The following is a 25,680-nucleotide window of genomic DNA, read 5'->3' as shown; positions in this document are numbered from 1 at the left end:
TTTGTCCAATGGTAGTAATCAGTCGGCGGCGGCCACCGCCCCGTCGGGCGGCGCATCCGGCGGGGGAATGTCCGCTTCGCGCGCGATCATGTCCAGCAGCCTGCACCGGGCTTCGGGCACCGGGCGGTGCCGCTGGCCAAAGGCGTCGCGTTGCAGGAAATGCCCGGTCAGCCGCAACCCGTCATACCAGTCCACCGGGGTGCCGACCTGACCGGGATGCAGTATGAAACCGGGTAGCGGCAGCAGGCGGCTGCGCCATTCGCCCGCGCGTTCATCCGATACCGCCCGCCCGGTGCGCGGCGATACCCAGCGCAGGTCGTCCGGGCTGCCACCAAGGGCGCAGTGCGCCAGGTCCAGCCCGAAACCCAGTTCGGACAGCAAAAGCAGTTCCCACCGCACGATTTCGGGCATGGCTTCCGCCACCGCCCATTGCGGGTCAAGGCTTATGCGCGCCAGCAGGCTGGCCAGTCCCTGGAAGATGGCGGGATGGGGTTCGCGTTCAGGCAGGCAGCCATCGGCCAGCGCGCATAATGATGCCAGCATGGCCAGCGGCAGCGGCGCGTCCAGTATGCGCGCACTCGATGCATGGACCGTTTCCGCCGTGATGTTGCCCAACTGTTCCGGCAGGCGGGCGGTCCAGCGTGCGCGCACCAGGTTGCCGGTCTGCCAGACCGCGCGGCCCCGGCTGGATGAACCCCCACGGGCCAGACCATGATACAGCCCGTATTCGCCCGTCAGGACATGCGCAATCGCGCTGCCTTCCCCATACGGGGTGGCGGAAAGCACAAGGGCAGGTGCCTCCCACTCCATCAGGAAGCACCCGCCCTTGCGAAAAGAAAACCGGAAACCGGCAACGAAATCAGTTGCCGGCGGCCTTTGCCACTTCGGCGGCAAAGTCGCTTTCTTCCTTCTCGATGCCTTCACCCAGCTGGAAGCGGTCGAAACCGGTCAGCTTGGCGCCAGCCTTTTCCACGATCTTGCGCACGCGGCTTTCGCCATCATGCACCCAGATCTGTTCCAGCAGCACGACTTCCTCATAGAACTTGCGGATACGGCCATCGACCATCTTTTCAATGATCGCGTCAGGCTTGCCCGAAGCCTTGGCCTGTTCCACCAGCACCGCGCGCTCACGCTCAAGCGCCTGCGGGTCGACGCTGTCCACATCCAGCGCCGCCGGGCGGGTGGCGGCGACATGCATGCCAATGCGGCGGCCAAGGTCTTCCATCGCCTCGCTGGCGGTCGGCGCTTCAACAGCGGCCAGCACGCCGATCTTGCCCAGGCCGGGGCTTACGGCGGAATGCACGTAGGTCGCGACCACGCCCGACGGCACGCTCAGCACGCGCGCGCGGCGGATGGACATGTTCTCGCCAATGGTGGCGATCAGGTGCGTCAGTTCATCGGCAACGGTGCGACCGCTTTTCAGCACGGCGGCCTTCAGCTTTTCCAGATCGTCGCCAACGCTCAGCGCCGCATGGGCCACTTCGGAGACGAAGTTCTGGAAATGCTCGTTGCGGGCGACGAAGTCGGTCTCGGCATTGATCTCGACCATGGCGGCCTTCAGATCGGCCTGCGCCACGCCAACCAGCCCTTCGGCGGTCACGCGGCCGGACTTCTTGGCGGCGGCCGACAGGCCCTTCTTGCGCAGCCAGTCGATCGCGCCTTCGATGTCGCCTTCGGCTTCGTTAAGGGCCTTCTTGCAATCCATCATGCCCGCGCCGGTCTTCTCACGAAGTTCCTTGACGAGGGCTGCGGTAATCTGCGCCATTATCCTGATACTCCTCACGACAGGCGCACGCCCCGCATCGCTGCAGGGCGTGCCCTTGCTGTGTCAGTTACGCCGGGTGGCGTGTTTCAGCCTGCCCCGGCGCCCATTTTCATTCCGCGCTTGCGGCGGCTTCCGTCACGGCCGTTTCCACGGCGGGGTCGATCGGCAGTTCCTCGGACGCGCCGAAGTCCTCGCCCGATGCGCCCAGCTCGGCGGAGATGCCGTCGAGGACAGCGGACGAAACCAGTTCGCAATACAGGGCAATGGCGCGGATGGCGTCATCATTGCCCGGGATCGGGTAGGTCACGCCACGCGGGTCGGAGTTGCTGTCCAGCACGGCCACGACCGGGATGCCCAGCTTGTTGGCTTCTTCAACCGCCAGCTTTTCCTTGTTCGTGTCGATTACGAACAGGATGTCCGGCAGGCCGCCCATTTCCTTGATCCCGCCCAGCGAACGCTCCAGCTTCTCACGGTCGCGGGTGATGTCCAGGACTTCCTTCTTGGTCAGGCCCTGGGTGCCGTTTTCCAGCATTTCGTCAATGCCGCGCAGGCGCTTGATCGAACCGGTGATGGTCTTCCAGTTCGTCAGCATGCCGCCCAGCCAGCGGTGGTTGACGTAGTACTGGCCGCAACGCTTGGCGGCTTCGGCCACCTGGTCGGCCGCCGCGCGCTTGGTGCCGACGAACAGAACGCGGCCGCCACCGGCCACGGTGTCACGGATCGCCTTGAGCGCACGGTCCAGCATGGGAACGGTCTGCTGCAGGTCGATGATGTGGACCTGGTTGCGCACGCCAAACAGGTACGGCGCCATGCGCGGGTTCCAGCGGCGGGTGTGGTGACCGAAATGCACGCCGGCTTCAAGCAGTTGGCGCATTGTGAATTCAGGCATCGCCATGTCGGCTAAATCCTTGTGTCTGGTTTATCCTCCGTGAAGCACGCCCTGTCTTTCAAGGACACCAGAGGTATTGGCTTCACGTGCGAATTGGCCCCAACGTGGGGCCGTGGCGGGATATGGCTGTTTTGGGCGCATATTGCAAGGGCGCAGATGGCCCGGCGGCCATCGTGATGCAACTTTTCGCAAGCGGGGTGGTTGCCCCCTGCGCGGGGTGGCTATCATCCACGGCGGGCATGACGCCCGCATTGCAACATGAAAACAGGGATCAAGGCGTAATGGCGATCACGAAATTTGCGACGGCACACTGGTCAGGCGGCCTGAAGGACGGCAAGGGCGAAATCTCGACCCAGAGCGGGTCGCTGAAGAACCAGCCCTACGGCTTCAACACCCGTTTCGAGGGCAAGCCCGGCACCAACCCCGAGGAACTGCTGGGCGCGGCCCACGCCGCGTGCTTCGCCATGGCGCTGTCGGGCATCCTTGGCGGCGCGGGCCTTACGGCAAAATCACTGGATGCGAAATCCGAAATCGTGCTGGACAAGCAGGGCGAGGGCTTCGCCATCACCCACGCGAAACTGACATTGGAAGCCGAAATTCCCGGCGCGACCGAAGCGCAGTTCAGGGAACTGGCGGAAAAGGCGAAAGCGGGCTGCCCGGTCTCGAAACTGTTCAACGCGACGATCACGCTGGAGGCGAAGCTGAAAGGCTGACCCGATGGCTGGCGCGGGACGGCGCCCGCCGCCCGCGCCAGCCATGGCCATGAAATACACGGGTTCAATACATGGGTTCGGCCTGCCATCCGCTTCCGGCAGCATCATGGCATGACCGCCCACAAAATTATCGGCGACACGCTGCCTCGAAGCCTTCCGGACCCAGCAGGATGTCCTGCGGGCAGGCCGCAAAGACAGGACGGGCCGCATGAAGCGACCCGAACCCTTACAGGACCACGGGGTCGTGGCTGCCCACCTGCCCCCGGTGGCGCAGCAGGTGATCGGCCAGGACGCAGGCCATCATCGCTTCCCCCACCGGCACGGCGCGGATGCCGACACAGGGGTCATGCCTGCCTTTGGTCATGACATCCACGTTCTCCCCTTCGCGCGTGACGGAGGGCACGGGGGTCAGGATCGAACTGGTCGGCTTGACCGCAAAACGGGCCACGACCGGCTGCCCGGTGGAAATGCCGCCCAGCACGCCACCGGCATGGTTGGACGCGAACCGGACCCGGCCATTTTCCATGCGCATCGGGTCCGCGTTTTCTTCCCCTGTCAGGCAGGCGGAGGCAAACCCTTCCCCGATCTCCACGCCCTTGACGGCATTGATGCTCATCAGCGCCATGGCGAGGTCGGAATCCAGCTTGCCATAGATCGGCGCGCCCAGTCCGGGCGGCACGCCTTCGGCCACGACCTCGATCACGGCACCAATGGACGATCCCTTCCTGCGGATATCGGCAAGGTAGCCTTCCCATACCGGCAGCATCGTTGCATCCGGGCAGAACAGGGGATTGTCATTCACGATCTCCCAGTCCATCCGCGCGCGATCGACCGCATGCGGCCCGACCTGCACCAGCGCGCCACGGATGCTGACCATGTCCCCCAGCACCTTGCGCGCCACGGCCCCCGCCGCCACGCGCATGGCCGTCTCCCGCGCCGACGACCGCCCGCCACCGCGATAGTCGCGGATGCCGTATTTCATGTCATAGGCGACATCGGCATGGCCGGGACGGTAACGGGTTGCGATATCGCCATAATCACGCGAACGCTGGTCGGTATTGCGAATGACCAGCGAAATCGGGGTGCCGGTCGTCCTGCCCTCGAACACACCGGACAGGATCTCGACCTGGTCGGCTTCCTGCCGCTGGGTGGTGAATTTCGACTGTCCGGGCCTGCGGCGGTCCAGCCAGGGCTGGATATCCGCCACATCCAGCGGGACACGCGGCGGGCAGCCGTCAATCACGCAGCCAATGGCCGGGCCATGGCTTTCACCCCACGTGGTGACGCGGAACAGGTGGCCGAAGGTATTGTACGACATGGGGGCAGGATTCCCGCGATCAGTTGCCCGCGACCGTGATATCCGGCGCGGTGGGGTTCTTCATGCCGACAATATGGTAGCCGGAATCAACGTGGTGGATTTCACCCGTAACGCCACCGGACAGGTCGGACAGCATGTACAGGCCCGCACCGCCCACTTCCTCCAGCGAGACGTTGCGTTCCAGCGGGGAGTTGTACTGGTTCCACTTCAGGATATAGCGGAAATCGCCAATGCCGTTGGCCGCCAGCGTCATGACCGGGCCTGCGGAAATGCCGTTGACGCGGATGCCGTCACCGCCAAGGTCAACCGCCATGTAGCGCACCGACGCCTCCAGCGCCGCCTTGGCCACGCCCATCACGTTGTAATGCGGCATGACGCGCTCGGCCCCCAGATAGGTCAGCGTCAGCAGTGACCCGCCGGGGTTCATGATGGCGGCCGCCCGCCGGGCGACGGCGGTGAAGGAATAGCACGAAATGTCCATCGCCTTGAGGAAGGCGTCACGCGGCGTGTCGACATACCGCCCGCGCAGGAACTGCTTATCCGCCCAGCCAATGGCGTGGACAAGGAAGTCGATCTTGCCCCATGCCTTCTCGATCGTGGCGAAGGTCGCGTCCATGGCCGCGTCATCGGTCACGTCACACGGCAGCACCAGCGTCGACCCCACGGTTTCAGCCAGCGGGCGCACGCGCTTGCCCAGCGCCTCGCCCTGGTAGGTAAAGGCAAGCTCGCCCCCCTGCTCGGCCACGGCGCGCGCGATGCCCCATGCGATGGAGCGGTCATTCGCAACACCCATGACGAGGCCCCGCTTGCCTTTCATCAATGAACCCTTGATGGCGATTTTGGGCGCGCCGTCTGACATGCTGGTATCCTTAATGGTAAATGACGGATGAAATTTCGGCCTCGTGGTTGCACAAGCTGCCGTTTTGGACAAGATGCCGATTGCGGTAATTGTAGCCAATAATCGTCACTTGGTAACTTACCTTATGTTTCCATATGTTTCGTATCCCTGCCCCGGCCACACCCGGCGCAGGCCGGTACCAGGCATGCAGCGTTACGGAACCCCGACCCCATGACCCTTCCCCTGATCGACCTTGACGCCGACCCGTTCGACCTGTTTGACGCATGGATGCGTGACGCGACAGCGCACGAACCCAACGACCCGAACGCCATGGCGCTGGCCACGGCCACGGCTGACGGGCGGCCTTCGGTGCGGATGATCCTGCTCAAGGGTGCGGACCGGCGGGGCTTCGTGTTCTATACCAACCTCAACAGCCGCAAGGCGGCCGAGCTTGCGGCCAACCCGCACGCCGCCCTGCTGTTCCACTGGAAAAGCATCCGCCGCCAGATCCGCATCGAGGGCGCGGTGGAACCCGTGACCCCGGCCGAGGCCGACGCCTATTTCGCCAGCCGCAGCCGCATCTCCCGCCTGGGCGCGATTGCATCGGACCAGTCCCACCCCCTGCCCGACCGCGCCGTGTTCGAGAAGGCGGTGGCGGAACTCGAAGCCCGCTACCTCGGTCCCGACGCCGTCATCCCCCGCCCCGCCAACTGGAGCGGCTTTCGCGTCGTGCCGCGGCATTTCGAATTCTGGCAGGACCGCCCCTACCGCCTGCATGACCGCGCCGTATGGGACCGGACGGCCGATGGCTGGGCGACGGAGCGCCTTTACCCCTGAACTTAGCGCCACCTGATCCGTTTTCATTCCTTAAGGGGCGTGTCGCACCCGCCAGACGGACCGCGCGCCCCATGAACGGATCAGGAGGCGGGGCATGTGCATACGCAGGATATTGTTGCCATTGGCCGGGGTAAGCCACGCGGAAAGCGCGCTGGACGTTGGCGGCGCGATGGCACGCATGTTCGACGCGCATCTGGCCGTGCTGCATGTGGGCACCGACATGCAGGAAGTCGGCCCCCTGGTGGGCGAGGGCCTGTCCGGCGCCATGGTGCAGGACATGATCGCATCCGCGCTCAAGGAAAGCGCCGCGCGCCTCAATGCCGTGCGCGGGCTGTTCGATGCGTTCGCCACCCGCGAACAGATCCCGGTCGTGGCGGTGGACTCCCCCCTTTCGCCGGTTGGCATGCATGGCCTGTCCGCCAGCTTCATCGCCCATAATGGCCATACCCGCAGCGTCGTCTCCTTTCAGGCGCGCCTGTCCGACATCGTGGTCCTGCGCCAGCCCAACCCGGAAGGGGATGTCTCCTCATCCGATACCCTGCATGCCGTCCTGTTCGAAAGCGGGCGCGGGGTCGTGATCGTGCCGCCCGTGGCCCCGCCGGCCCTCGGCAGGCGCATCTGCATCGGCTGGAACGGCACGTCGGAAGCCGCATCCGCCATCCACCACGCCCTGCCGCTGCTGAAGCGCGCGGAAGCGGTGCATATCCTGCACAGCCCCGCCTACCAGCGCCCCGGCCCCGAAGCCCGGCATGTACGGTCATTTCTGTCCCTGCATGGCGTCATGGCCAATATTCACGAATTCGGTAGTGATTCCCGCCCGGTGGGCGAGGACATGCTGGGCATGGCCCATACGCTGGGTGCCGACATGATGGTGATGGGGGCGTATTCCCACTCCCGCCTGCGCCAGATGATTCTGGGTGGTGTCACGCGCCACATGCTGGAAAACAGCGATATTATCATTATCATGAGCCGCTGAGGACCACAGCCGCCGTCCTATCCCGCAACATTCGTATCCCCGTCACGGAATATGCGTATTATTATGTGTAAATGCCGGGCCACGCCTTGATTTTACAAAGCGCGGGGATTAGGTGTGGCGGGGAAAAGAACGCCGTAGCCTAGTGTAAAATCCGGCCTGGGGGAGATTATGCGCATCAATGCGGACATTATGGCAGAACTGAAGCAGGCGGGGGAAAATGCCTCCGACGTGCTTCGTGTTGCCCTGACGCGGCTGCGCGGACGTATTGCGCTGGTTTCATCCTTCGGGGCCGAATCTGCCGTCATGCTGGCGCTGGCGGCCGAAATCGATCCCGCCGTGCCGGTCCTGTTCCTTGAAACGGGGCAGCATTTCCCCGAAACGCTGGCCTACCGGCAGGAACTGGCCCGCGTGCTGGGCCTGCGCGACGTGCGCGACCTGCACCCCGCCCCCCGCCAGATCGAACGCCGCGACCCCGAAGGCCAGCTCTGGGCCTTCGACCCCGATGCCTGCTGCGCATTGCGCAAGGTCGAGCCACTGGACGAGGCCATGATCCCCTTCGATGCGTGGATCACGGGCCGCAAGCGCACGCAGGCCGCGACCCGGCAGGACCTGACGGTGGTGGAGGACGCGCCCGGCGGCAAGATCAAGATCAACCCGCTGATAAGCTGGACCCCACGTGAACTGGACGCCGAAATGACGCGCCGCAACCTGCCGCGCCACCCGCTGACGCTGCGGGGCTATCCCTCCATCGGGTGCGCGCCCTGCACGCGCCCCGTGGCCGAGGGCGAGGACCCGCGCCAGGGCCGATGGGCCGGGCAGAGCAAGACGGAATGTGGTATCCATGTCCGCAAGGCGTCCTGAGGCGGACCCCACCACACCGGCCGGGCTGAGGCCGCCAGTTTCCTTTGTTTTCTTTCCTGTTACGGAAGGTCTGTAATTCCATGGACGATCTCGACCAACTAGAGGCCCAGAGCATCTTCATCCTGCGCGAAGCCTACCGGAAGCTGAAGCCGCTGGCGATGCTGTGGTCGCTGGGCAAGGATTCCAACGTCATGCTGTGGCTGGCGCGCAAGGCGTTCCTTGGCAACGTGCCGTTCCCGGTCATGCATGTCGATACCGGCAAGAAATTCCCGGAAATGTACAAATTCCGCGATGAATATACCAAGAAGTGGAACCTTGAACTGCTGCTGGGCGACTGCCCGCCGGTGGAAGACATCGACCCCACCCTGCCGCCTGCCGCGCGTTCCGCCGCGCGCAAGACGGCAGGGCTTGCCGCGATGATCGACAAGTACAAGCTGGCGGGCGTGATCGCGGGCATCCGCCGCGACGAACAGGCCACCCGCGCCAAGGAACGCGTGTTCAGCCCCCGGGGCGCCGGCCACAAGTGGGACGTGCGCAACCAGCCGCCCGAATTCTGGGACCAGTTCGCCACCCCGCACGAACCCGGCATGCATGTGCGCGTCCATCCCCTGCTGGCATGGCGTGAGATCGACATCTGGCGCTATATCGAGCGCGAGGGCATCCCGCTGGTCGACCTGTATTTCGCAAAGGACGGCAAGCGCTACCGCTCGCTGGGGGACCAGGACATCACCAGCCCGGTGGAAAGCAATGCCTCGACCGTGGCGGAAGTGATCGCGGAACTGGAAACGTCACGCACGTCCGAACGCGCCGGACGCGCCATGGACCATGAATCGGAAGATGCGTTCGAGCGCCTGCGCGTGGCCGGCTACCTCTGATCGGACAGGACGGAGTTATATCATAATGAGTACAATCCCGACCCCTGCCCCGCAGGACGCCGCCACCCCCATCGTAATCGTGGGCCATGTCGACCATGGCAAGTCCACCCTGATCGGCCGCCTGCTGTATGATACCGACAGCCTGCCCGAAGGCCGTGTCGCGCAGATCATTGAATCCAGCAAGAAGCGCGGGCTTACAGTTGAATGGAGCTTCCTGCTCGACAGCCTGCAGATCGAACGTGACCAGGGCGTTACCGTTGATTCCACGCGCATCCCCTTCAAACTGGGCACGCGCCAGTTCGTGATCGTGGATGCGCCGGGCCACCGCCAGTTCCTGCGCAACATGATTACCGGCGCGGCCGACGCCGAAGCCGCGGTGCTGGTGGTTGACGCGAACGAAGGCGCGCAGGAACAGACCCGCCGCCACGCCATGCTGCTGCGCCTGATCGGCATCCGCCATGTCATCGTGCTGATGAACAAGGTCGATATCCTCAATTACGACCAGAAGAAGATCGAAGCGGCCGAACGCGACATCACCGCCCTGCTGCACCAGCTTGAAATCGAGCCGACGGTGTTCGTCCCCGCCTCCGCGCGTGAAGGCGACAACATGGCGTCGCGTTCGGACAGGATGCCGTGGTACAAGGGGCCGACCCTGACCGAGGCGCTGGCCGCCGTTCCCGCGCCCTCCTCACGCGCCGACCTGCCGCTGCGCCTGCCGGTGCAGGATGTCTACCGCTTCGACACCAAGCGCATTGTCGTGGGGCGCATCGAACGTGGCCGCATCCGCGTCGGCGACGAGGTAGTGATCGGCGTGCATGGCGCGCGCGCGCGCATCGCCACCATCGAAAGCTGGCACACCGCCCCACAGGTGGCCGCCATCGCGGGCCAGTCCGTGGCCGTGACGCTGGAACCCGATGTCATTCCCGACCGGGGCGACTTCCTGTATCCCGCATCCGCCGCCCCCCTGCGTGCGGCGCGCATCCGCACGCGCCTGTTCTGGCTGCGCCAGGAACCGCTGCGCGTGGGCGAAAGCTTCAAGCTGCGCCTTGCCACGGCGGAACACCAGGTCACGGTGGCGGCCATTGATTCCGTGGTGCGCCTGGAAGACCTGACCGAGCACCCCGCCGAGGAAGTGCCGCCCGAAGGCTTTGCCGAAATCACGCTGGCGGTGTCCGAAACCATGCTGTTCGACGCGTTCGTGCCGGGCACGTCGGACGGGCGCGGCGTGCTGGTGGACCGTAACCAGCAGATCGTCGGTGGCGCGCCGCTGATCGGGATTGCCGAAAGCGTCGCCGGCCGCAACGCCATCCACCCGACCGGCAGCGCCGTATCGGTATGGGACCGCGCGCAGGCGAAGGGCCATCGTGGCGGCGTGTTCTGGATGACCGGCCTGCCGGGCGCGGGCAAGAGCACGCTGGCGCGCGGGGCGGAAACACGCCTGTTCGCGCGCGGGGTTGATGTTTCGGTTCTGGATGGGGACACGCTGCGCGCGGGCCTGTGTTCGGACCTTGGCTTTTCCGAAGCGGACCGTCGTGAAAACGTGCGCCGCGCCGCCGCCGTGGCCCGCATCCTTGCGGAAAGCGGACAGGTCGTGATCGTCGCCCTGATCTCGCCCACCATTACGGACCGCGAGCTGGCACGCCAGATCGTGGGTGAGGGTTTCCATGAAATCTTCATCGACACGCCGCAGGCCACGTGTGAACAGCGTGACCCCAAGGGCCTGTACGCCGCGGCGCGCGCGGGCAAGATCGCAGGCTTCACCGGCATCGACGCGCCGTATGAAGCACCCGTGAAGCCCGACCTGCGGCTGGAAACGGCCAATGCATCGAGCGACGAGACCGCAGCGCGCCTCGCCGCCTTCATTGGCGAGGAAACCCGCCTTGACGGGGCGGCACAGCGCCAGACGTCCTGATATCGGTGGGGTCGGGCAGGATCTGCCCGACCCACGCAGGACCGGATTTAGGTTACGGGCGCCGGTTTACATGTCCGGCGCCTTTTTGTACCAGTCACGGCATATCGCCTGTTGTCTGGAAAGGATCGGTTCACAAGTGGATGTCAGGAACAACCGCCGGGATACGACCGGCGCCAGCGTCATTACCGCCAACCGCCTGCTTGATGGCCGCATTGTCTGGCTGACGCAGCAGGGATGGTCGGAACATATCGGGCATGCCCGTGTTTTCGACAATGCGGATATCGAAGGCGCGATAGAGCAGGCCAAGGCCGCGCCGGACGCCCGCAAACTGGTGGGCATCTATGGCGTGCAGCTTGACCCTGCGGCGGCCGGCCTGTCGCCACTTACGGTACGTGAGCGCATCCGTGCGTTCGGGCCAAGCGTCCACCCTGATTTTGCCCCCGTGGAGACATCCGATGTCCACTGACACCGCGACCCTGCCGGTTGGCCGGTATGCCTATGACCAGGTGGACCGCACCTTCCTGTCCCAGCGCGTGGCGCAGTTCCGCGAACAGGTCAACCGCCGCATTGCGGGCGACCTGAGCGAGGATGAATTCAAGCCGCTGCGCCTGATGAACGGCCTGTACCTGCAGCTTCATGCCTACATGCTGCGGGTGGCCGTGCCCTATGGCATGATGGGGTCTGACCAGATGCGCATGCTGGCCCATATCGCGCGCACCTATGACCGCGATTACGGGCATTTCACCACGCGCCAGAACATGCAGTTCAACTGGATCAGGCTGGAGGATACGCCTGATATCCTTGAACACCTGGCGGGCGTGGACATGCACGCCATCCAGACCAGCGGCAACTGCATCCGCAACGTGACGTGCGACGAATTCGCGGGCGCCGCCGCCGATGAACTGCTGGACCCGCGCATCCATGCCGAGGTCCTGCGCCAGTGGTCCACGCTGCACCCGGAATTCTCGTTCCTGCCGCGCAAGTTCAAGATCGCGATCAGCGGCAGCCCGCATGACCGCGTGGCGGCCCGCTTCCATGACATCGGGCTGGTCGCCCGCCCCGGCCCACAGGGCCGCCCGGTGTTTGACGTGTTCGTGGGCGGCGGGCTTGGCCGCACGCCGATCATTGGCGTGCAGTTGCGCGACAACCTGCCCGAAGAGGACCTTGTCGCCTACCTTGAGGCCATCGTGCGCGTGTACAACGCCTATGGCCGCCGCGACAACATGTACAAGGCCCGGATCAAGATCCTGGTGCAGGCGCTTGGCCTTGAAGCGTTCCGTGAAAAGGTCGATGCGGAATTCGCGCTGATGGACCGCGCGGATTACCGCCTTGACCCCGCCATTGTCGAGGGCATCCGCGCGCGTTTCGGCATTCCCGAACTGGTGGCCCCGGCGGATGCGGCGCAGACGCTTGCCGCCGATCGCAAGGCCGACCCGGCCTTTGACCGCTGGGTGCGCACCAACACCCACCCGCACCGCAATGACGGTTTCATAAGCGCCGTCATTTCCATCAAGCCCGATGGCGGCATCCCCGGCGATGTCACGGCGGACCAGATGGACCTGATCGCCGAACTGGCCGATGGCTGGTCGTTTGGTGAAATCCGCGTCACCCACATGCAGAACGTGGTGCTGGGCCATGTGCGCAAGGACCGCCTGCGCGACCTGTGGACCCGGCTGGTCGCCGCCGGTCTGGGCACGCCCAATATCGGGCTGGTGGGCGATATCATCGCCTGCCCCGGGCTGGATTACTGCTCGCTGGCCAATGCGCGGTCCATTCCCATCGCGCAGAAACTCAGCGCCCGCTTCGCCGATCCGGAACTGCAGGAACGCATTGGCAGGCTGCATATCAACATCTCGGGCTGCATCAACGCCTGCGGCCATCACCATGCGGGCCATATCGGCATCCTTGGGGTGGACAAGCGCGGCGAGGAATTCTTCCAGTTGACCCTTGGCGGCTCGGCGGCCAATGACGTGGCGATTGGCCAGATCATCGGCCCGGCCCTGCCGGAGGACGAGACGGTCGACGCCATCGCGCGCCTGATCGACACCTATCTGGTGCTGCGTCAGGGTGACGAGCAGTTTATCGATACCTACCGGCGTCTTGGCGCCGCCAGCTTCAAGGACGCCGTCTATGCCCCTGCTTGAGAATGGCCACATCAAGGATGACACCTGGGCCACGGTAACCGGGGACGCGCCCATTCCCGCAACTGGTGCAGTGATCGTACCCTTCGCGCGGCTGGAAGAGGGCCTTGCGCGCGCGGGTGATGCGCCGCTGGGTGTCGCCATCGGGCCGGATGTGGATGTCGCCCTGCTGCGCCCGGCCCTGCCGCGCCTTGGGCTGGTGGCGGTCACGTTCACGACCTTCCGCGACGGGCGTGCCTTCACGCAGGCCCGCGCGCTGCGCGAACACCTGTCATTCGCCGGGGAAATCCGGGCGACGGGCAAGCCGCTGCCCGACCAGTACGAGTTCATGCTGCGCTGTGGCATCACCACCGTACAGACGGAACGCGCGGAAGACATAAGCGTATGGCGGCAGGCGCACGAAATCATCTCGGTCGCCTATCAGCCCTCCGTCCTGCATGAACGCAGGCAGGGACTGGGGCTGCGCCGCTTCCTGTCCTGACGGCATGACGGGGAAAGGCCCTGCATCCTTTTCCCGTCTGACAGGGCGTGTTACCGCAGGGACATGCGCAATCACCGTGCTTTCGGCACCGATACGGATATGACGCGCCCGGACATGGCGGGCGCGCGCCTGTGTGCCGCCGTCCTTGCCGCGGGATGGTGGGGCATTGGCTGCCTGCTGGCCCCCGCCCTGCGCCTGAACCTGTCGCGTCGCCTGAAACGCGGCAGGGAAACACCGGCCAGCCTGCCCCAGCGCCGTGGCGTTGCCAGCATGGGCCGTCCCCCCGGCCCGCTGGTCTGGCTGCATGCGGCCAGTGTGGGCGAAAGCATTGCGGTGCTGCCGGTTATTGGCCAGCTTCTGGCCATCAGCCCGTCCCATCATATTTTGGTCACAACTGGCACCGTTACAGGGGCCGAAATCGTGCAGGCGCGCCTGCCGGGCATGGACGGGCATGAACGGGTCCTGCACCAGTTCGCGCCGCTGGACGTGCCGCGCTGGGTTACGCGGTTTGTCGATTTCTGGCGTCCCGATGCGGCGGCGCTGGTGGAAAGTGAACTCTGGCCCAACCTGATCGCGACATGCAGGCGGCGGCGCATCCCGCTGGCGCTGCTTAACGGACGCCTGTCGGACCGGTCACTGGCCCGATGGGGCAAGGCGCGCTGCCTGCTGGGGCGCATGCTGTCCGGTTTTGCATGGATCATGGCGCGCAGCCCGGAAGATGGCCGCCGCCTGCGACTGGGGGGCGCAAGGCGGATCGACCTTGTCGCCGACCTGAAGGATGCCGCCGCCCCGCTGCCTTATGACCCGGCACAGCTTGACCTGATCCACCGCCATCTTGCCGGTCGCCCGGTCTGGGTCGCCGCCTCCACCCATCAGGGGGAGGAAGCCGATATCATTGCCGCCAGCATTATCATCCGCCAGGCCATGCCGGATGCGCTGACCATCATCATTCCCCGCCATCCCGAACGCGGGGCGGCTATCGCGGCACTGGCGGCGCATCCACCCCGCCGGGCGGCCGGGCAGTTCCCCACCACGCAAGACGGGATATGGATATGCGATACATTGGGGGAAACAGGACTGTTCTTTGCCCTTGGCGCGCCGGTTTTCATGGGGAACAGCCTGCCCGGCTGCACGGGCGGCGGCCATAACCCGATTGAACCGGCACGGGCGGGATGCCCGATTGCCACCGGCCCGAAAACCGGTAATTTCCGTCAGGCCTATGCCCGGCTGGGGGATCGCGTCCAGAACGTGCGCACCGCGCGGGACATCGCGCCATGGGTCATAGCGCAACTGCGGCATCCCGGCCGGGACAGCATTGTGGCGCCTGATCCATCCCCGTCCGATCCTGACATTGCCCGGCAGGTCGCCCTTGCAATTCTGGCATTGGGGCAACGGTGATGCGCACCCCGGCCTTCTGGTGGAATGCACCCGCCCATCCGGGATGGGCCGCCCGCCTGCTCTCGCCCCTGTCGTTCCTGTACGCGGCGGCGACCGCCCATCGGCTCAGGCACACCGGATGGCGCGCGCCAGTGCCCGTGCTGTGTTGCGGGAATATCGGGGTGGGCGGCACGGGCAAGACACCGCTTGCCCTTGACCTCGCCCGACGCGCCATTGCCCGTGGGCGGCGACCGGCCTTTCTTTCACGGGGATATGGCGGCAACCTGCCCGCAGGCACACGGGTTGACCCGGACCGCCATACAGCGCGCGAGGCAGGGGATGAACCGCTGCTGCTGGCCCGTGTCGCACCGTGTCATATCGGTGCGGACCGGGCGGTTTCGGCCCGGCGGGCCATACAGGACGGGGCGGACTGCCTGCTGATGGATGACGGGTTCCAGAATCCCACGCTGCATCAGGATATTGCGCTGGTGGTCGTGGATGGCGCGGCCGGGTTCGGCAACGGGCGGGTCCTGCCTGCGGGGCCGCTGCGCGAGCCGGTCCATGCCGGCCTGGCGCGCGCGGACGGCGTGGTCGTGATCGGTGCGGACCAGCAGGGCATTCTGGACAGCATTGAAAACGGCCCCCCCTGCTTTGCCGCCACATTGCAACAGGACGTGGGCAACGTGCCGCATGACAGGCCCCTTGTCGCCTTTGCCGGGATCGGGCGGCCTGCGAAGTTCTTTGACGGGCTGGCCAGCATGGGGCTTTCCCCCCTGCGCTGCATGGCGTTTGCCGACCATCATCCCTATACCCCCACGGAATGCCGCGACCTGCTGGCGCTGGCCGCGCGATGGGATGCGCGCCTGGTGACAACGGAAAAGGACGCCGTACGCCTGCCCGCCGCCATGCGGGCGCAGGTCACGACCGCCGGCGTGCATCTGGCATGGGACACGCCCGCCATGCCCGAACGCATACTCGACCTATGGCTGGGCAGGATCGACGCATGACAGTTGCCCCCCCCTCACGCCCCGCCACGCGGCAGATGCATCTGGAAGCGGCCTTCGTGCGCGGGCTGCTGGCGATATTCCGCCGCATTGGCCCGGTGCGGGCCTCCAACCTGGGGGGCTTCCTGTGCCGCATGGTGGGGCCACGCCTGCCGGTGTCGCGCATTGCCGATGCCAACCTGCGCATGGCCATGCCCGAACTGGACGCCGCCATGCGCCGCCGCGTGATCGTGGATATGTGGGATAATATCGGCCGCAATGCAGGCGAGTTCCCCCACCTTGCCACCCTGCCCCGCAATCCGGGCAGCGGCCCGGGCTGGGACGTGGTGGGCGAAGAATACCTGACGGCACAGGCGCGACGCGGCGGCCCAACCATTTTCGTATCCGGGCATATCGGCAACTGGGAAATGCTGCCGCCCGCCGTGGCGCGGTACGGCCTGCCGTTTTCGTCCTTCTACCGCGCGCCCAACAACCCGCTGGTGGACCGGATTCTGTGCGACCTGCGGGATGCGGCCATGGGGCAGCCGGTTCCCCTGTTCGCCAAGGGGGCGAAGGGCGCGCGCAGCGCGCTGGGCCATATCCTGAAGGGCGGCCATCTGGGCATGCTGGTGGACCAGAAAATGAACGATGGCGTCGCCGCCCGGTTTTTCGGCCAGCCCGCCATGACGGCGGGGGCCATGGCGGCCATGGCGATCAAGCTGCGTTGTCCGGTGATACCCGGCTATGTCGAACGCCTGGGGCCGGCGCGGCTGCGGATTCATGTTCATCCCCCGCTTGACCTGCCCGATAGCGGCAACCGGGCGCAGGACCAGATGGACCTGACCCAGATGGTGAATGACTGGATTGAAGGCACCATCCGCCTGCGGCCCGGTCGTTGGCTATGGCTACACCGCCGATGGAATGTGCATTTGCCTAAAAAGAAGCCTAAAAAGTAATCATCTTTGCAACATATTATTGCTTTTTTATCACAGGGTGAGCTTTCTGCCTGTTTCTGCGGCTTTCATTCCCAAATTCAATTTGGCAAAGCTGCCATGCAGGAATAGCGTTGTTCCTACATTGTCACACCACGACAGTCAGAGGGCCAACGGAATGCACATGATGGATCAGCAGGCTTACGCCACCAATGTCGTCTCCCTGCGGCAGGGCTTGCTGCCCCGTCACCGCGAATACCTGATGCGCTGGCTGCAGGCCGGCGCCTGCATGGGCCTGTGTGACGCGGACATCACCGACCGTGATGAAAATGATGAACCCGACATGGAACACGTCCTGGTCTGGGTACGTGAGAACGCAAACCCCGCCTACATGGTTCGCCCCGATGGCAAGGGCATGGGCTGGGTGCTGATCGACCAGATCCGCGAACGCCCGCTGGCAACCTATCGCAGCTTTGAAGCCGCGCTGCATGCGATCCGCCCGGTACTGTCCTGCGGGGCCACTGTCGCGGCCTGAACGGCCGCGACGCCTAGCATCCCCCTTCGCGCCTAATTGGCGCTGCGACGCAGCTTGCCTGCGGGGGGTATGACGATCCTGCTGCCACCGGATGGCAGGATCTGGAACACCGCAAGATCACGCCGCGTCTTGCCATCTTCAAGAAAACCGAAAGCACCATCGACCCCGCCAAAGCCTTCCGGCCGGGTCAGCGCCTGCACGGAATAGCCATTGGCGCTGCCTGCGGGGCGGTTCTGGTCCAGCGCCTTGACCAAGGCCGCCGAATCATAGGTCAGGTCCGCCAGCGGCGTTGGCATATGGTGATACCGCGCCATGAACTGCTGCACGAAGGCCTGGCGGCTGGCCGGGTCGGGGGCCGCGTACCATGCGCCCTGCAATGCCGACAGCTTGGTGGCGAAAGCGCCCCACAGGCCCGGCCCCATGATCTGCACATGCGTGCCGTCCACATGCGTCTCGACCAGCGCGTTGATGACCATGCCCAGTTGCAGCCCCGTATCCCCCAGCAGCAGGGCATCAAACGGCGGCGCGGGGAAATCCGGTGTGGCGGCAGGCGCCGCGGGCTGGTCAGATGCCGCCGCCGGGGGCGCGCCATCGGGGTTGGCGGGATCGACGGCCGCATCGGCCTGCGGCGCCGCGGCCTGCGCATCCGGCTGGGGCTGGAGCTGGGCCACGGCGGCGGCACGGGTATCATAGGCGGACAGGGTTTTCAGGCCCGTGGTGACGGATGCCTGCAGGCTTTCATGGTACATGATCTGCGGGGATTGCAGCCCGTTTTCCGCGCAGACCAGCTGAAGCGCCTGCCCCAGCGCATGGCCCAGGCGGTTTTCAGGCAGGAAGGCGGCAAAATGCTGCCGTCCCTGCTGGCGCGCGGCCAGAACCATGCGCCGCACCTGCTGTTCGGGGGCGATGCCCAGTGTCCAGACACCGGGCCGGGCTACGGACATGTCACTGGTGAAGGCCAGCATGGGCACATGCGCCGCAGTGGCGACGGGGGCGGCGGCAGCCGTCTCATCCGTGGTCAGCGGCCCGAGGATCAGCCCGTCCCCCGCCGAAACAGCGGCCTGCGCCGCAGTCGCGGCGGTGCCGCCGGGGGCTGCGGTGTCATGCACGTCCAGCGGCGGCGCGGTGGGGGTGTTCATGGCCATGCGGGTGGCGGTCAGCATTTCCTGGCCCAGCCGGGCATTCGCGCCGGTCAGGGGCAGCAGGACACCCACATTGCGCCCGGCCTTCGGGGCATGATGGCCGCCGCCGCTGGCGCATGCCGTAAGGGCCGACAGCGCGAGACCGGCAAACAATAAGCGCTTGCATGCAAGGCGCGAAGAGGCAGAATCAACATCCTGTCCTTGCATCTGGGTTCCGAATGTCTGACGCCTCATCTTCCTCGCCTTCAAAATCTCAACATGCCGCGGAACATCCGACGGACATTCCCCCAGAAACGGTTCATAGCGGAGAAACGCCCCCCCGTCATGCAGGGAACGCGGATGAATCCATTCCGGTTGTGCACCGGCCGGGAGAACTTGTCCTTGTTTCCACGCCCATTGGCAACCTGGGGGACATGAGCCACCGCGCGGTGGCGACGCTGGAATCCGTTGACCTGATCCTGTGCGAGGATACCCGCACCAGCGCGCGGCTGTTGCGGGAATACGGCATCCACACCCGCACCCGCCCGCTGCATGACCATAACGAGGACCGGCAGATCCCCGCCCTGCTGGACGCACTGGGCGCGGGGCAGCGCATTGCGGTGATTTCGGATGCGGGCACGCCACTCATGTCCGATCCCGGCTACCGCCTGGTGCGCGCGGTCGTGGCGGCGGGCGGGCATGTCACCGCCGTGCCCGGCCCCAATGCCGCGGTCATGGCGCTGACCCTGTCCGGCCTGCCGCCGCATCCGTTCATGTTTTCGGGCTTCCTGCCCCCGCGTGAGGCCGCGCGGCGCGAGGTGCTGGCGCAGTTGCACGCGGCAGAATGCGCGGGCCTGTCCGCCACATTGATCTGGCACGAGGCCCCGCACCGGCTGGCGGAAATGCTGGCGACGCTGGCCGATGTCATGGGCGGCGACCGCCCGGCCGCCGTCGCGCGCGAACTGACCAAGCGGTTTGAGGAAGTGCGCCGGGGCAGCGTGGCCGAACTGGCCGCCCATTACGCCGACAACCCGGCCCGTGGCGAAATTACCGTGGTGCTTGGCCCGCCCCTGCAGGGCGACAGCACGGCCATGGATCTGGATACGCAATTGCGCGAGGCCCTGCGCACCCTGTCGGTCAAGGACGCGGCGGCCCTTGTGGCGGCCATTACCAGCCTGCCCCGGCGCACCGTCTATGCCCGCGCGCTGGAACTGGCGCGCGGATCATAACTGCTGGATCAGGCTCAGTGCTTGTCCGGCAGGTCGGTGCTGAACAGCGAATCCGGTGGCATGGGGCCGCCGGTCGAGGCATCAAGCAGGTCGACACGCGTGGTCTCCTGCTGGGCGTCTTGAATGATCCAGCCGCGCAGCAGCAGCGGGCTATCGTGGAAGATCAGCGTCATGCTGCCATCACCGGGTGAATCGGTGCGCACGACCGTGATTTCCAGCACATTGCCCTCACGCGTCAGGCCGGTGACCGTCACATCCCCCGACAGTTGCAGGTGCGGACGCAGCAGCAGGCCCAGCGGCGTCTTGTCCATGGGCATGGTGGTGGTCTGGTCCAGTTGGCTGTCGTTGAACACGACCTGATCGTGGTTGGCCACCAGCAGCAGCGGGCTGGGCGGGTCATACTGGAAGCGCATGCGGCGATTCGTCCGGTCGATCCACGCGGTCCCGGTGCTCTGCTTGCCATCGGGCGCCGTCTGGCGGAAACGGGCCTTGAGCAGGCTGATCGCATCCAGGTGCCGCTCAACGCGTTCCAGCAGGGCATGATCCTGATCCGATGCGCCAACGGCCATCTGTTCCTGCGCATGGGCGGTGGGCACAGCACCGCCACCGGCAAGCAGGCAGGCCAGTCCACAGGCGGCGATGGTAGGGGCAAATCTCATGATACGGGACGATCCATACGGGGAGTACCCGCCCACTGGTGCCCCATCATCGGGGCAAGATCAAGGTGGGTGGATCAGGAACTGCCAATCAGCACGCCGGCCACGAATACCAGCAGCCCGCCGATGACAATCTGCACGATGGCCGAGCCGAACGGCGTTTCCTGATACCGCCAGCGTATCCACGAAATCACGAACAGTTCGATCACCACCACGGTCACGGCGGCGATCATGGCGGTGGAAAAATTGTCGATCAGGAACGGCAACGTATGGCCGATCCCCCCCGCCGTGGTCATAAGCCCGCATATCAGCCCGCGCAGCAGTGGCGCGCCACGGCCCGACAGCTTGCCATCATCGGACAGGGCCTCGGCAAAGCCCATGGAAATCCCCGCCCCCACCGACGCCGCCATGCCGACAAGAAAGGCATTCCATGGCTGGTGCGTGGCGAAGGCGGCGGCGAAAACGGGGGCCAGCGTGGACACCGATCCGTCCATCAGGCCCACAAGGCCGGGCTGGACAACCTGCAGCACGAAGCGGCGGCGGGCGTCCTCGTCCTCGCTTTCGCGCTTGCTGGTGGGCAGGCGGTCCAGTTCTATGGCGTTGGCGGCCTGTTCGTGCTGGTCCTCGGCATGGGCCAGATCGCCCAGCAGCTTGCGCGTGGCGGCATCGGTGGTGCGCAGCGCGGCCTGGCGGTAGAAGCGCGCGGCATCCATTTCCATCTGGCGGGCATGCTGGCGCACGGCCTCGATCCCTTGCGTCTGGACCTGCCATGCGGGCTTGCGCACAAGGAAATCCGCGATGTCCTGCCGGCGGATCAGCGGGATATGGGGGCCGAACCGACGGGCGTACAGGTCGATCAGGTCGCGGCGATGGGTGTCTTCCTCCACCGACATGTCGGTAAATATCCTGGACGTATCGGGATATTTTTCCCGCAATGCGTAGGCGAAGTCGGAGTAGATGCGCCCGTCTTCCTCCTCATTGGAGATGGCCAGCGCGAGGATTTCCTGATCGGTCAGGGACGAGAATTTACGCATTATCCAGTCTATGCATAAATTCCCCCGTCATCTCAAGAATATTGTAAAGTTAAAAATAATTATCAGTTGTATTTCCAAAGTAATAACCGAAACTGATTATGCTTCTCGATTACATTTACTGGAAACACACCCGGCCCGTCCGGATCAGACAGCCGCTTCGGCAAAGATATGGGTCACGTCACCCTTCCACCGGCCATGATAGGCCGCAAGCCACGCTTCCGCCTGGGTGGGGGCGCCGCCTGCAATTTCATGCAGGGGGGCAAGGAAGCGGGTCTCGTCACGGCCCTGCGCGTCTCGGATCGCACGCGCGCGCAGCCCGTCAGCCGCCAGTTCGATCATGCGCGCGGCAAGCGGGCGCAGCGTGCCCTGTCCCCATGGCGTATCCAGCCCGGTGCGCGGCACCGCGCCACGAATGGCGACATAGTCATCCCACCCATGTTCCAGCACCAGCCTTTCAGCGGCATGCACGGTGGCGTCATCATACAGAAGCCCGGTCCACAACGCGGACTGCGCCAGCATCATGGCGGGCGACCCGGCATCCGCGCCCCGCATTTCCAGAAACTGCTTGAGCCGCACATCGGGGAAGGCGGTGGTCATGTGGTCCTCGAAATCACCGATCGTCGGCCGCGTGCCCTCCAGCCCCGGCGGGCAGCGTCCCGCCAGCCAGTCCCGGAACGAACTGCCCGCGACATCGATCAGCCGGTCATCGCGCGTGACGAAATACATCGGTACGTCCAGCAGCCAGTCCACGTAAGTCGCAAAGCTGAAGCCATCTTCCATAAAGCGGCGCGGCATGCCCGCGCGCGCGTTATCGGTATCGGTCCAGACACGCGCGCGGTTGGACAGGAAGCCGTTGGGGTGGCCCTCATAGAACGGGGAACTGGCGAACAGCGCCGTCGCCACTGGCTGCAACGCCAGCGAGACCCGCATCTTGCGCGCCATGTCCGCTTCCGACCCGAAATCAAGGTTGACCTGCACGGTGCAGGTCCGCAGCATCATGTCCAGCCCCAGCTTGCCCACCTTGGGCATGTAGTTGCGCATGATGGCGTAACGGCTCTTGGGCATCCACGGAATATCGGACCGCCGCGCGGTGGGGTGGAACCCCAGCGGGGCGAAGCCGATGCCCAGCCGGTCGCAGATCGGGCGGATGGCGGCGAAATGACGGTCCATTTCGCACGCGGTATCATGCAGGGAGGCCAGCGGCGCGCCGGACAGTTCAAACTGCCCGCCCGGTTCGAGCGAGATCGAACCGCCTTTCGCATCCGCCTGTCCCTTCAGGCCGATCAGCGCGCCACGGTCGATGATTTCTTCCCATCGCCTGCCGCCTTCCTCCGCCGCCAGCCCGCGCAGCAGGTCCTCGATCCCCCGCGGTGCGTACGGGGGCGAGGTCCACGCCCTGCGTTCCGGCGTTGCGGCGTCGGGCCGGACAAAGCCGAATTTTTCATGTTCCGTGCCGATCCGCCATTCGGACCGGGGCCGGGCACCAGCCGCCAGAATTGCGACCATCTGGTCAAATGATTCGATGACGGTTGAATTATGCGCGCCGGGATTCGACATGGCGGGGGCAATATCCTCAAATGACAGTCAGATTAACGCCGGCGACAGGCTGAACGCACATGCCGGAGGGGGCAGGTAATTATTGGCCCATCCCTCATACGGCCTTGAGGCCGGCCCCGACAAGGGCCAGCGCCGCCGCCGCCGCCGTATCCGCCCGCAGCACCAGGTCCCCAAGCGACAGGGGGCGCACGAACGGCCGCGCGCGCAGCATGTCGTGTTCACGCGGGGAAAACCCCCCTTCGGGACCGATCAGCACGCAGTCCCCTGATCGCGCCCCTGTGGGAACAACCGGGGCGTCACTGCGTTCAAGGGCTGCAAAAAGCCTCACATCATCAGGCCATTGGGACAGAACCACCGGCAGATCCGCCAATGGGTCGATGGCGGGCACGTCAAGGCGTTCGCACTGTTCGGCCGCCTCGACCGCGATGCTTTCCAGACGGGCGGCATTGATGCGGTGGGTGTTGGTGCGTTCGCTCACCACCGGGCGAAAATGCGTGACCCCCAGTTCGGTGCCCATGCGGATGACCGTTTCGGTCGCATCGCGCTTGAGCGGCGCGAACAGCAGGCCCATCCCCCGTGTCGCCACGGGCGCGCGAGTCCGCTCCACCAGCCGGATGCGGCAGCGGTCGCGGCGCAGGTGGTCGATCACGCCGTGCCATTCCCCGTCGCGCGCATTGAACAGGGCGACCGCCGCCCCCACCTGCTGGCGCAGGACGGCGCCAAGGTAGTGGGCCTGTCCCGCTTCCAGGTCCAGCATGGCGTCATGCGCCATCGGGGCAATCGTTCCGGGGGGAATGAACAGTCGCGGGCAATCCCTCATGCCTGACGGTAACCTTTCGCACCTAAATCATAACGCCGGGGCCGGTCTTGACCCGGCGGGGTCTTCCGGCCCATCTGTTTCGCCATTAGCAGCCACGGGGCGATCCGTCATCGGCAAACCCTGCCCCACTGCGACCAAGCCCGAAGGAGTTGCCCCGTGGACCAGCCTGTACCCCATACGGACATCCGGGTGGATGGCTGGATCGGCCGCCTGCCCGCGCGCCTGCGCCCCTATGCGCTGCTGGCGCGGCTGGACCGGCCCATTGGCACGTGGCTGCTGTTCCTGCCGGGCATATGGGGCATCCTGCTGCCACCGGGCGTGCCGATGGCGCGGCGTATTTTCCTGATCGTGCTGTTCGGTATCGGCAGTATCGTGATGCGTGGCGCTGGCTGCGTGGTCAATGACATGTGGGACCGCGACATCGACCGGCAGGTGGCGCGCACGGCGGGCCGCCCGCTGGCGTCGGGCGCGCTGTCGATGCGCGAGGCGGCGCTGTTCCTCGCCGCCCTGCTGCTGATCGGGTTCAACATCCTGATGAACCTCAATACCCTGTCGCAGGTTCTGGGCGCGTCCTCGCTCATCCTTGTCGGGCTGTACCCGCTGGCCAAGCGGGTGACGTGGTGGCCGCAACTGGTCATGGGGTTCACGTTCGGCTTTGGCGCGCCGCTGGGCTTTACCGCGGCGGCGGACCGCATCACCCCCGCGCTGTTCGCGCTATATGCCGCGACCATCGTCTGGCAGCTTGGCTTTGATACGATCTACGGCTTTCAGGACATGGAGGATGACGCGCGTATTGGCGTGCGGTCCACCTCGCGCCTCATGGCGGGACACGCGCGGCTGTTCGTGGGCATATGCTACGCGCTGACGGTTGCGGGACTGGCGGCGGCGGGATGGCTGGCCCATACGGGCTACGGGTTCTGGCTGGCGCTGCCCGTGGCCGGCGTGCTGCTGGCATGGCAGGTCAGCCGGCTGGACCCGCGCAACCCGGCCGGATGCCTGCGCCTGTTCCGCTTCAACCGCGAAACCGGCCTTGTCATCGCCCTGGCCATGCTGGCGGGGCTGCTTACGCGCTGAGATGCATGGTCCGGCCCAGGAAGGTCCGGGCCATGTCCATGCATTGCAGGAACAGGGCGGAATCGTAGCGGTGCCCTTCATCGCGCAGGAAGGCATGCTGGGCATTGAATTCATGCCATTCGTAGCGGGTGCCCGCCTGTTCCAGCGCCTCGCGGATCATCTGCCGCCCGGCAAAGGGTACATGCGGGTCCTGCCGCCCCCAGACCAGCAGCGCCTCCCCCTTCATCTCGCCCACGCGCGCCAGCGTATCATCGCATTTGCCATGGCCAAGGCTGTGGGCATGGATATCGGTGGCATAGAAACACACCGTCGCCCGCACGCGCGGGTCGAGGGCCGCGCGAAACGCCAGGTGCCCGCCAAGGCACACGCCCATCGTGGCCAGCGCGCCGGTGCAGTGCGGGCAGGATTCCAGCCAGTCCAGCGCCGCGCGCGCATCATGGTCATAACCCGCAAGCGGTTTTTCGTGTTTGAGGAAATTGCCCCGGTCGGTGCCCGGCTTGTCATAGGCCAGCACGGTCCCCGCCGGTTCATATTCATGATAGACCTCGGGCACGCAGACCACATGCCCCAGTCCCGCCATCATCGCCGCAAGCCTGCGGATGGGGGCCGTCACCTGATAGATTTCCGAAAACAGGACAAGTCCGGGAAAGCGTCCCGCAATGGCCGGACGGAAAACATGCATCCGCATCATGCCTGATGGCGTTGGAATGTCAGCCGTTTCGTCTGAAAGGATAATCATGGCAGTACGCGCGCTCC

General features: G+C 65.5%; 26 protein-coding genes. 15 read left to right on the top strand and 11 right to left on the bottom strand.

Going from position 1 to position 25,680, the window contains the following annotated elements:
* Positions 1-18: 18 nt before the first annotated feature.
* The 3 genes from recO to rpsB form a co-directional block, all read right to left on the bottom strand.
* The gene (gene recO, locus CFR76_RS03660) at positions 19-810 is read right to left on the bottom strand and encodes a DNA repair protein RecO (RefSeq protein ID WP_110555900.1); all 792 of its coding nucleotides are present in this window, start codon (positions 808-810) and stop codon (positions 19-21) included.
* 49 nt (positions 811-859) lie between these two features.
* Entirely contained in the window at positions 860-1,765 is a 906-nt protein-coding gene (gene tsf / locus CFR76_RS03655; RefSeq protein ID WP_025438634.1) for a translation elongation factor Ts, read from the bottom strand.
* Positions 1,766-1,874: 109 nt separating this feature from the next.
* A complete protein-coding gene (rpsB, locus tag CFR76_RS03650) occupies positions 1,875-2,660 on the bottom strand; it encodes a 30S ribosomal protein S2 (protein ID WP_110555899.1) in 786 nt (261 codons plus the stop codon).
* 275 nt (positions 2,661-2,935) lie between these two features.
* On the opposite strand from rpsB, the gene CFR76_RS03645 reads away from it, so the two are divergent.
* Positions 2,936-3,367 (top strand): OsmC family protein, encoded by a 432-nt coding sequence (locus CFR76_RS03645; RefSeq protein WP_110555898.1) that lies wholly within the window; start codon positions 2,936-2,938, stop codon positions 3,365-3,367.
* A gap of 226 nt (positions 3,368-3,593) precedes the next feature.
* On the opposite strand, the gene aroC is transcribed toward CFR76_RS03645, so the two are convergent.
* Positions 3,594-4,685 (bottom strand): chorismate synthase, encoded by a 1,092-nt coding sequence (gene aroC, locus CFR76_RS03640; RefSeq protein WP_110555897.1) that lies wholly within the window; start codon positions 4,683-4,685, stop codon positions 3,594-3,596.
* A 19-nt stretch (positions 4,686-4,704) separates the two neighbouring features.
* Positions 4,705-5,544, bottom strand: a complete 840-nt coding sequence (gene fabI, locus CFR76_RS03635) for an enoyl-ACP reductase FabI (RefSeq protein WP_110555896.1) — start codon at positions 5,542-5,544, stop codon at positions 4,705-4,707.
* Between the two features lie 210 nt (positions 5,545-5,754).
* Between fabI and pdxH the strand changes: the two genes are divergently transcribed.
* The 12 genes from pdxH (at position 5,755) to CFR76_RS03575 (ending at position 17,433) form a co-directional block, all read left to right on the top strand.
* Positions 5,755-6,360 (top strand): pyridoxamine 5'-phosphate oxidase, encoded by a 606-nt coding sequence (pdxH, locus tag CFR76_RS03630; RefSeq protein ID WP_110555895.1) that lies wholly within the window; start codon positions 5,755-5,757, stop codon positions 6,358-6,360.
* 94 nt (positions 6,361-6,454) lie between these two features.
* Positions 6,455-7,336: a universal stress protein gene (locus CFR76_RS03625; RefSeq protein ID WP_110555894.1), complete on the top strand. Its 882-nt coding sequence runs from the start codon at positions 6,455-6,457 to the stop codon at positions 7,334-7,336.
* 168 nt (positions 7,337-7,504) lie between these two features.
* Positions 7,505-8,197 (top strand): phosphoadenylyl-sulfate reductase, encoded by a 693-nt coding sequence (locus CFR76_RS03620; RefSeq protein ID WP_110555893.1) that lies wholly within the window; start codon positions 7,505-7,507, stop codon positions 8,195-8,197.
* Positions 8,198-8,277: 80 nt separating this feature from the next.
* A complete protein-coding gene (gene cysD, locus CFR76_RS03615; protein WP_110555892.1) occupies positions 8,278-9,072 on the top strand; it encodes a sulfate adenylyltransferase subunit CysD in 795 nt (264 codons plus the stop codon).
* 25 nt (positions 9,073-9,097) lie between these two features.
* Positions 9,098-10,984, top strand: a complete 1,887-nt coding sequence (cysC, locus tag CFR76_RS03610; RefSeq protein WP_110555891.1) for an adenylyl-sulfate kinase — start codon at positions 9,098-9,100, stop codon at positions 10,982-10,984.
* 136 nt (positions 10,985-11,120) lie between these two features.
* Entirely contained in the window at positions 11,121-11,450 is a 330-nt protein-coding gene (locus CFR76_RS03605) for a DUF2849 domain-containing protein (RefSeq protein WP_110555890.1), read from the top strand.
* Positions 11,440-13,128, top strand: coding sequence for a nitrite/sulfite reductase (locus tag CFR76_RS03600; protein WP_110555889.1), 1,689 nt, complete (start codon positions 11,440-11,442; stop codon positions 13,126-13,128). Before CFR76_RS03605 ends, CFR76_RS03600 begins: the two co-directional genes overlap by 11 nt.
* Complete coding sequence (locus CFR76_RS03595) at positions 13,115-13,606, top strand: DUF934 domain-containing protein (RefSeq protein WP_110555888.1); 492 nt, start codon at positions 13,115-13,117, stop codon at positions 13,604-13,606. The genes CFR76_RS03600 and CFR76_RS03595 overlap by 14 nt, the downstream gene beginning before the upstream one ends.
* A gap of 63 nt (positions 13,607-13,669) precedes the next feature.
* A complete protein-coding gene (locus CFR76_RS03590) occupies positions 13,670-15,004 on the top strand; it encodes a 3-deoxy-D-manno-octulosonic acid transferase (protein ID WP_244191772.1) in 1,335 nt (444 codons plus the stop codon).
* Entirely contained in the window at positions 15,004-15,990 is a 987-nt protein-coding gene (lpxK, locus tag CFR76_RS03585) for a tetraacyldisaccharide 4'-kinase (RefSeq protein WP_110555887.1), read from the top strand. Before CFR76_RS03590 ends, lpxK begins: the two co-directional genes overlap by 1 nt.
* A complete protein-coding gene (locus CFR76_RS03580) occupies positions 15,987-16,922 on the top strand; it encodes an LpxL/LpxP family acyltransferase (protein WP_110555886.1) in 936 nt (311 codons plus the stop codon). Before lpxK ends, CFR76_RS03580 begins: the two co-directional genes overlap by 4 nt.
* Before the next feature lie 160 nt (positions 16,923-17,082).
* Positions 17,083-17,433 (top strand): hypothetical protein, encoded by a 351-nt coding sequence (locus CFR76_RS03575; protein WP_110555885.1) that lies wholly within the window; start codon positions 17,083-17,085, stop codon positions 17,431-17,433.
* 32 nt (positions 17,434-17,465) lie between these two features.
* Here the strand turns inward: CFR76_RS03575 and CFR76_RS03570 are convergent, their stop codons facing one another.
* Positions 17,466-18,728, bottom strand: coding sequence for a penicillin-binding protein activator (locus CFR76_RS03570; protein WP_244191771.1), 1,263 nt, complete (start codon positions 18,726-18,728; stop codon positions 17,466-17,468).
* A 65-nt stretch (positions 18,729-18,793) separates the two neighbouring features.
* Here CFR76_RS03570 and rsmI point away from each other — a divergent pair, with 65 nt between their 5' ends.
* Positions 18,794-19,783, top strand: coding sequence for a 16S rRNA (cytidine(1402)-2'-O)-methyltransferase (gene rsmI / locus CFR76_RS03565; protein WP_264986440.1), 990 nt, complete (start codon positions 18,794-18,796; stop codon positions 19,781-19,783).
* 14 nt (positions 19,784-19,797) lie between these two features.
* On the opposite strand, the gene CFR76_RS03560 is transcribed toward rsmI, so the two are convergent.
* The 4 genes from CFR76_RS03560 to CFR76_RS03545 all read right to left on the bottom strand — a co-directional run bounded on the left by CFR76_RS03560 (position 19,798) and on the right by CFR76_RS03545 (position 23,850).
* Positions 19,798-20,442, bottom strand: coding sequence for a LolA family protein (locus tag CFR76_RS03560; RefSeq protein ID WP_110555883.1), 645 nt, complete (start codon positions 20,440-20,442; stop codon positions 19,798-19,800).
* Between the two features lie 74 nt (positions 20,443-20,516).
* Positions 20,517-21,473, bottom strand: a complete 957-nt coding sequence (gene mbfA, locus CFR76_RS03555) for an iron exporter MbfA (protein ID WP_110555882.1) — start codon at positions 21,471-21,473, stop codon at positions 20,517-20,519.
* A 144-nt stretch (positions 21,474-21,617) separates the two neighbouring features.
* Positions 21,618-23,030, bottom strand: coding sequence for a glutamate--cysteine ligase (locus tag CFR76_RS03550; RefSeq protein ID WP_110555881.1), 1,413 nt, complete (start codon positions 23,028-23,030; stop codon positions 21,618-21,620).
* A 94-nt stretch (positions 23,031-23,124) separates the two neighbouring features.
* Positions 23,125-23,850: a 16S rRNA (uracil(1498)-N(3))-methyltransferase gene (locus CFR76_RS03545; protein WP_110555880.1), complete on the bottom strand. Its 726-nt coding sequence runs from the start codon at positions 23,848-23,850 to the stop codon at positions 23,125-23,127.
* A gap of 156 nt (positions 23,851-24,006) precedes the next feature.
* Between CFR76_RS03545 and ubiA the strand changes: the two genes are divergently transcribed.
* Positions 24,007-24,924: a 4-hydroxybenzoate octaprenyltransferase gene (ubiA, locus tag CFR76_RS03540; RefSeq protein WP_110555879.1), complete on the top strand. Its 918-nt coding sequence runs from the start codon at positions 24,007-24,009 to the stop codon at positions 24,922-24,924.
* Here the strand turns inward: ubiA and CFR76_RS03535 are convergent.
* Positions 24,914-25,663 (bottom strand): dienelactone hydrolase family protein, encoded by a 750-nt coding sequence (locus CFR76_RS03535; RefSeq protein ID WP_110555878.1) that lies wholly within the window; start codon positions 25,661-25,663, stop codon positions 24,914-24,916. The genes ubiA and CFR76_RS03535 overlap by 11 nt on opposite strands.
* Between the last annotated feature and the right edge of the window lie 17 nt (positions 25,664-25,680).

The sequence above is a fragment of the Komagataeibacter swingsii genome (genome assembly GCF_003207895.1).
In the GTDB taxonomy this organism is placed as follows: Bacteria; Pseudomonadota; Alphaproteobacteria; order Acetobacterales; family Acetobacteraceae; genus Komagataeibacter; species Komagataeibacter swingsii.
The sequence above is the reverse complement of the archived record's forward strand: the minus strand, read 5'-3'. Positions and strand labels throughout refer to the sequence as shown.